The organism is Nostoc parmelioides FACHB-3921 (assembly GCF_014696625.1).
Taxonomy (GTDB): domain Bacteria; phylum Cyanobacteriota; class Cyanobacteriia; order Cyanobacteriales; family Nostocaceae; genus Trichormus; species Trichormus parmelioides.
Genome location: NZ_JACJQL010000142.1, coordinates 1 through 5,777 on the forward strand (window position 1 = coordinate 1; position 5,777 = coordinate 5,777).

General features: G+C 41.6%; 7 protein-coding genes and 1 pseudogene. 2 read left to right on the forward strand and 6 right to left on the reverse strand.

Features of this window, described 5'->3' with window-relative positions; translation table 11 throughout:
- Both H6G14_RS32620 and H6G14_RS32625 read left to right on the forward strand, forming a co-directional pair.
- Positions 1-1,179 (forward strand): AIPR family protein (locus tag H6G14_RS32620; RefSeq protein ID WP_190573078.1); only part of this gene is annotated, 1,179 nt, incomplete at its 5' end.
- Positions 1,180-1,228: 49 nt separating this feature from the next.
- A complete protein-coding gene (locus tag H6G14_RS32625) occupies positions 1,229-1,753 on the forward strand; it encodes a DUF6398 domain-containing protein (protein WP_190573080.1) in 525 nt (174 codons plus the stop codon).
- Positions 1,754-1,888: 135 nt separating this feature from the next.
- Here H6G14_RS32625 and H6G14_RS32630 read toward each other — a convergent pair whose 3' ends face one another.
- The 6 genes and pseudogenes from H6G14_RS32630 to H6G14_RS32655 form a co-directional block, all read right to left on the reverse strand.
- Positions 1,889-2,512 carry a hypothetical protein gene (locus H6G14_RS32630; RefSeq protein WP_199326369.1) on the reverse strand — a complete coding sequence of 208 codons (624 nt, stop codon included), beginning with the start codon at positions 2,510-2,512 and terminating at the stop codon, positions 1,889-1,891.
- Positions 2,513-2,525: 13 nt separating this feature from the next.
- Positions 2,526-2,870, reverse strand: a complete 345-nt coding sequence (locus tag H6G14_RS32635; protein ID WP_190573082.1) for a hypothetical protein — start codon at positions 2,868-2,870, stop codon at positions 2,526-2,528.
- Positions 2,867-3,553 carry a hypothetical protein gene (locus H6G14_RS32640; RefSeq protein WP_190573084.1) on the reverse strand — a complete coding sequence of 229 codons (687 nt, stop codon included), beginning with the start codon at positions 3,551-3,553 and terminating at the stop codon, positions 2,867-2,869. The genes H6G14_RS32635 and H6G14_RS32640 overlap by 4 nt, the downstream gene beginning before the upstream one ends.
- A gap of 503 nt (positions 3,554-4,056) precedes the next feature.
- Positions 4,057-4,414, reverse strand: a pseudogene (locus H6G14_RS32645) (Uma2 family endonuclease); the annotation flags it as partial.
- Complete coding sequence (locus H6G14_RS32650; RefSeq protein WP_190573086.1) at positions 4,326-5,249, reverse strand: hypothetical protein; 924 nt, start codon at positions 5,247-5,249, stop codon at positions 4,326-4,328. The pseudogene H6G14_RS32645 and the gene H6G14_RS32650, both read right to left, overlap by 89 nt.
- Positions 5,250-5,287: 38 nt before the next feature.
- Complete coding sequence (locus H6G14_RS32655) at positions 5,288-5,698, reverse strand: hypothetical protein (RefSeq protein WP_242054351.1); 411 nt, start codon at positions 5,696-5,698, stop codon at positions 5,288-5,290.
- Positions 5,699-5,777 lie beyond the last annotated feature (79 nt).

The window sequence follows — 5,777 nt, forward strand, 5'->3', positions numbered from 1 at the left end:
ATAGACCAGTTTTTCAATGCAACTTCCAATTGCATTATCGCTACCGTTCACGTTGACAGCTTTCCCGCCGACCTACCCCTAGAACCGAATATTCGGGAACCAAACAAAAAAAGTTCGACATACAGACAAATTTTTGACTCACTGACCACCGAACCCGAAAAGTTCTTCGAGCGACATAGTGGAATTGTACTGTGTGCCAACAAGGTTAAACCCAACAGTAAAAAGACACAGCTAGAATTAGAAATACTTGAGGCTTCTGAGGGTGGTAGCGATGGCATCATTAATGGTGGGCATACAGTTTTAGCCTTTGAGCAAGCTAGAAATTATAAATATGACCTAACCGAAGCCAGAGTCAAAGTCACAATTCATATTGGCTTAACAGAAGATGAGGCTAAGGATATCGCTCTGGCATCAAACACATCTGCCCCTGTGGATGCGCGTTCTAAAGTCAACGCCAGAGGCGACTACAAATTCCTCAAGCAGTTTTTAGCGCAATTGGAACGTGAGCAAAAGACAAAGTTCAGAATTGCGTATTACCAAAACCAAAGCGGTGCGCCCAAGAGTCCACAGTGTAACGTCAACCATTTAATTAAGTTGATGAACTGTTTGGACAGGAATAAGTACAACCCGGACTCTAAAAGCAGAACCAAACACCCACCTGTGAGTAACACCCCGTCTTTGAGTGAGGCGGAAAGACAACGGTTGTCGAAACTGTTACCACTACTGTCCAAAGGGTTATGGATTGAGCAAAGGCTTTTCCAAGTCATCGAGGAGCATATCACCAAGCCTAAAAGAAAGGGGGTAGTTGACCTTGCCTCAATTGACCCACGCAAGAATACACTACTGCCCGACAGCAGATATTCGTTTGGTTTCAGTGCGCCGGCTGATATCGCCATGCCCATTGTTGCCGCCTACCGGGTGTTTTTAGATGAACATTACAACTGGATAATACCTTTTGATGACTTTGCTGAAGATTTTTTACAGCATTTGTGGAATAACTATTATCGGAAGTATTTGGTGTCAGAAAAGTTGGCAGGCAATACAGTTGGCAGTAAAATCTGTCGGAATCCTGTCATTTGGGATAACCTTTATGTTTCAGCGCAGAGTTATCTTAATCAGCAGTTGCTTAAGATGGTTAACTCAAGCACTAAGCGCGAAGAACTGAAGCTGGTGAATTAGCTTATATGGTAAAAAGCGTGTTGTTGTTTTGGAATGTCGGGTAAAGAGTATGTCTAAACCAGTAGGCGAAAAAGTTCCCAAGCAGATGGAAGGTAAATTTGAAGAAATCACTCGCCTCACCGATGCCTTCTGCTCTCAATATCTCAACGCCGAATATGCCGAGATGTCACGCCAACTTACGGCTGCTCTATGCCGTAAGCGTCCATCGCCCTTAGCAACAGGACAAGCCAAGTCTTGGGCTTGCGGCATTGTTCACGCACTCGGCATGGTTAATTTTCTCTTTGACTCCTCCCAGACTCCCCACATCAAAGCCAGCGAACTCTACCAAGCCTTTGGTGTAGCAGAGAGTACGGGACAGGGGAAATCCAAAGCGATTCGGGATGCGATGAAGATGAGTTACTATGATACAACTTGGTGTTTGCCCAGCCGACTGGATAACCATCCGACTGCTTGGTTAATTTCTGTCAACGGATTCCCTATGGATGCGCGTTACACTCCCCGCGAGATTCAACAAGAAGCATTTGCCAAAGGTCTAATTCCCTATTTACCACCGATAAGCGATTCCCCAGAGTGACTGTGATTACTCATAACTACAACCAATTTTGATTTAGTTGCCATTAAAATGGACTAAAAAATGCTAGTCAGTAAGCGATGAGAAACCGGGTTTCTTTCGGCTTGTAAAAATGGTGGTGGTTAGATTGATTTGATTTCAAGAATCTTTTACTATCCGAGCAACCCAAATATGTAGATAAGTTGCTGCTTGTCGCCAAGAACCTTGAGATTCTGCAACAATTTCTCTGGCATTATCGGTAGATAATTCTAAGCTAATGGGTATTGAAGGGGAAAGTCGCTCTGCTTCTATCAACTTTTTTGCCCACTGTAACAGATTCTCAACGCAGAGGGTAGATAATGTCATATTTTTAATTTCAAAGCCAAATAAACTGGCGAATTCAGTTAAATTATCGTGAGTTCCTGCGACAATGGTTGCATTAATACAACGCGATACCAATAAACTAGTCAGCAATAGAGGTAAGGGAATACGGTTTGCTTCATCCCAATAAACGATTTTAGTGACTGGTGGTAATGAACATCGTTTCCATCCCGGTTGACAATAATAATATACGCCCCCCGTTTGTTGCTTCCAATGTAGAAGGTGCGAAGTTTTGCCTGCTCCTTTTTCACCAATTACTTGCCAAAATAATCGTTTTTGGATGGGAGGTGGTTGAGAAAAGCCAAAATCTAACCAACGTTCAGGAGGAATTTCTAAATCATCGGGTGCAATGAAAGGGTTACGTCGCAATCCGAGTCGATGATAAGGGTCGCAATAAGACATTTAAAGATTACTCCTATTGTCGAGAAATGACCCGAAATACTTGTTTTTTTACGATGTCATTCCATCCGAACCATTTTGAGGAAGTAACTGCAATTTCCCAGATAATTCTTATTAATTGACCGTCGTATGATATTGGCCCTGCCATCGGAATTTTACACCTAAAAGAAGTGCGTTCTGAGAATTTAAGTTCCGTTTCAAAAAGCGTTTGCTTATCTACGTCTCCCCGTCCTTCGGTTCTATAACCAATTGTCAGTTTTAGGGGCTTCTCTTTGTTTTGTGTATCGGGTGTCCAAATACAGCTTCCAGTCAATTCACTTCCGACTTCGAGCGAATCAGAATTGAGATAAAAACTAATCATTTTACTAATACCGGGTCAACAATAAAGACAAAACTAGAATTAATACGCTCAAAAACCCCTGAAATATTTTGCTCAACTAAGAAAATCCAGCGAATTTGATTATTCTTACCTTCAAAAGAAGGAGGAAGGTCATTCGGTACCGTAAAAATTGTTTTGAATGAAAATATATCAACATCTGTTGGTACAGAATGAAATTGAGGTTGAGATTCCCAAATCGTATGAACCTCTATTTCTGTATCAGTTCCTTTCTTATACTCGACTCGCTCCACACAAGCTATCTTGAAGGTTAATTGTTCTGGTTGCTTTGTTTTCAGATTTCCTTTGAAACGACGACGAAAAATCAAATTACATTCTTCCCCCAAACGTAAGGGATAAGAAGATAATAGGACTTCTGCTGGGAAAAGACAAAATTGAGCGACAAGAGAATTTTTAACTTGATTTCTGAAGTTTTTATTAAATAAAATAGAAACTACAGCAATTAATAAAAAAAACCACCAAAAGAGAAATACAAAAATAAGTATAAAAGAAATTAAAATCAATCCACCAATCAGCCTGTTGATGATATTTCCCTGTTGTCGCTTAATGTCTTCATTATTCTGCAATAAAAAACCTTCTGATGTTTTTTTTACATTAGCTGGCGCTTTAGCAGATAGCAACTTTCTTTCAAATTGATTAGTATTCATTAAGGTTTGTCTCGCCAAAAAAATATCATTATATGACTACAAACTTATTGCCACCACTAAGAACGAGTTAAGAATCCCGTTTAAACTACAACTGCAAAATACATCTGGTGTGAATTAGGAAAAAGAGAGGAAACGATAGAAGACGAAAGTTACAAGCTTATCATCAAAAATCTTTTCTCATAAAAAATATCGGTAGTTTGGAATTGATGTTTAAACTTTCCAATCTATAACTGCCTGCTAAAATTTAATTTACACCAGACGTATCTTATTTTGTCTCTTAGTGGTGCAAAAAAGTTCTAAAGGCTTGATATAGGGGGAATTTTACTGAGACAAAGGTAACAGAGAATGGGAAGACATGGGATGCTCAAGTTTCCACACAAAAACTACCTATGTCAGTCCCCCATCTTCATCGTCAACTGCAAACTCAACTAATTAACCAAGAGGTATTGGCTTGGTAGGTGCAAGCCGAACAGTTGCTCAATCCTACAAACAGATTGCAATATTCACTCAAACTCAGGTGGACAGAGTTCTGCTAGAGCTAATTCCCAACCAGGAAGTAACTCAGGTATTGTTAGTTTATCCTTATCTTTCAACACGAGTGTGTTCTTGATTAGGACGATAAACTGTAACCAAACGTTTGTATGGATCGATGAGAATACCCACTGTAGAACCAAGTTCGAGAAATAGCTTGATTTTCTTTTCTAATGGCTTGATGCGTTCGTCGCAGACGTTGGCGCAGCCATCGCTTTTAGATTTGACCTCAACAGTTAGGTCAGGTACTAACTGCACAAAGTTGCGCTGAGTTTTTTTGAGCCGTTCTGCCCGAACAAACGAAACATCTGGAGCGCGTAAGTTTCTCTTTCCAAGTTCGCACTGCCTCCTTCAAATACGTGATCGCTCCTAGCACATTCGCCCAGTACCGCTTGACTGTACGCTGAATCTCCCAATTTAGCCGAAACTGTGGGGTACAAGGAATCTCGCGTAACTGCTGCAATACCTCCTGAACCTCCTGTTGACTAGGCTGTACTGACTTATCTACAGGCTCAGTGTAATCATCATCACCAGAATCTCCGTTATGAAAAGCTGACACTGCGGCGGAAGAATTGCCCCCATGATGGTCTGTCTTGCTAGTTGAGTCAACCTGTTCTGGTTCATCAACAAAGTGAGTAATCTGGGGTAGCTCTAACTCTGGGGTTTGCCCTGCCCCTTCCTGCTCACTGTCCGAAACTTCGTTTTCCACTTCCTCACTTTTAAAAGGCTCAACAGCACTGTGTTGTTGTGGCTTTGAAGCTTCTGGATGGTTTCTGTGGTATTGTTCTGCATTGAACACCGAACGTTCAGTTTTGCACTTGCGATGTCTTAATAACCCATTTAGTACATCAAGGTTTAATTTATACTGCCAAGTCCTATCCTGTCCATTACCGGGATTTTTCTGCTTGGTGATAATCTCCATTTCCTCAAGCAGAGCGATCGCACTTCGGATGACATGAAGGCTATGCTCACCCATCAAATCAGCGTAAATCCGCTTGAGGGGCTGGTAAATCCAGGGGGTACGGTGGTTCTTCAACTTCCACTTTGTCCAATGGCGGAAGTATTCAATCAGCTTGGCCGCGCAAAAGTTACCTGTGATATTAAGGTATTCTCGGCGTAATATTACCAGGACAGAGAATTTGTCAGTAGAGGCAATGCTACTCATGTTCCACCTTCTATATATATTTGCAAAAATTGGTAAGCCTAAAACGGCATATTCTCTTGGTCTTCTTCGGGCGCTTGTGACCAAAATTCTCTGAGTGCTTGGAGTTTTGCCGCCTGCAACTGCTGTTTCTCTTCGGGCGATACTTCACCGACTAATTGCGCTACTTCAGTCCGTTGCTGTTCTTTCATCTGCTCAACGGTGACTGAAGGCAAGGCTAAAGGCTCAGTTTGCCGTTGCTGCGATGGGCGAAAAGCACAACGACGAAACATAAACCTGAAGTGGCGTTTGTCTTGTGGGGGCAACTCGTTCCACACTTCGGCATCCCAACCAGGGGGTGTAAAGTCAGATGATGGGGGCAGCAGGGTTTGTACTTGCGCCTGTAACTGGGCAAAATTTTGTTGTAATTCCTGAATTTTAGGACTTACGCATTGACAAAAAATTTCATTCATGTGTACTAAGCAACACAAGTATGGGTAAGATTTTCTACAATGTAATCACGCAAAACTAAAGTGAATAAGTTCCTTTGCA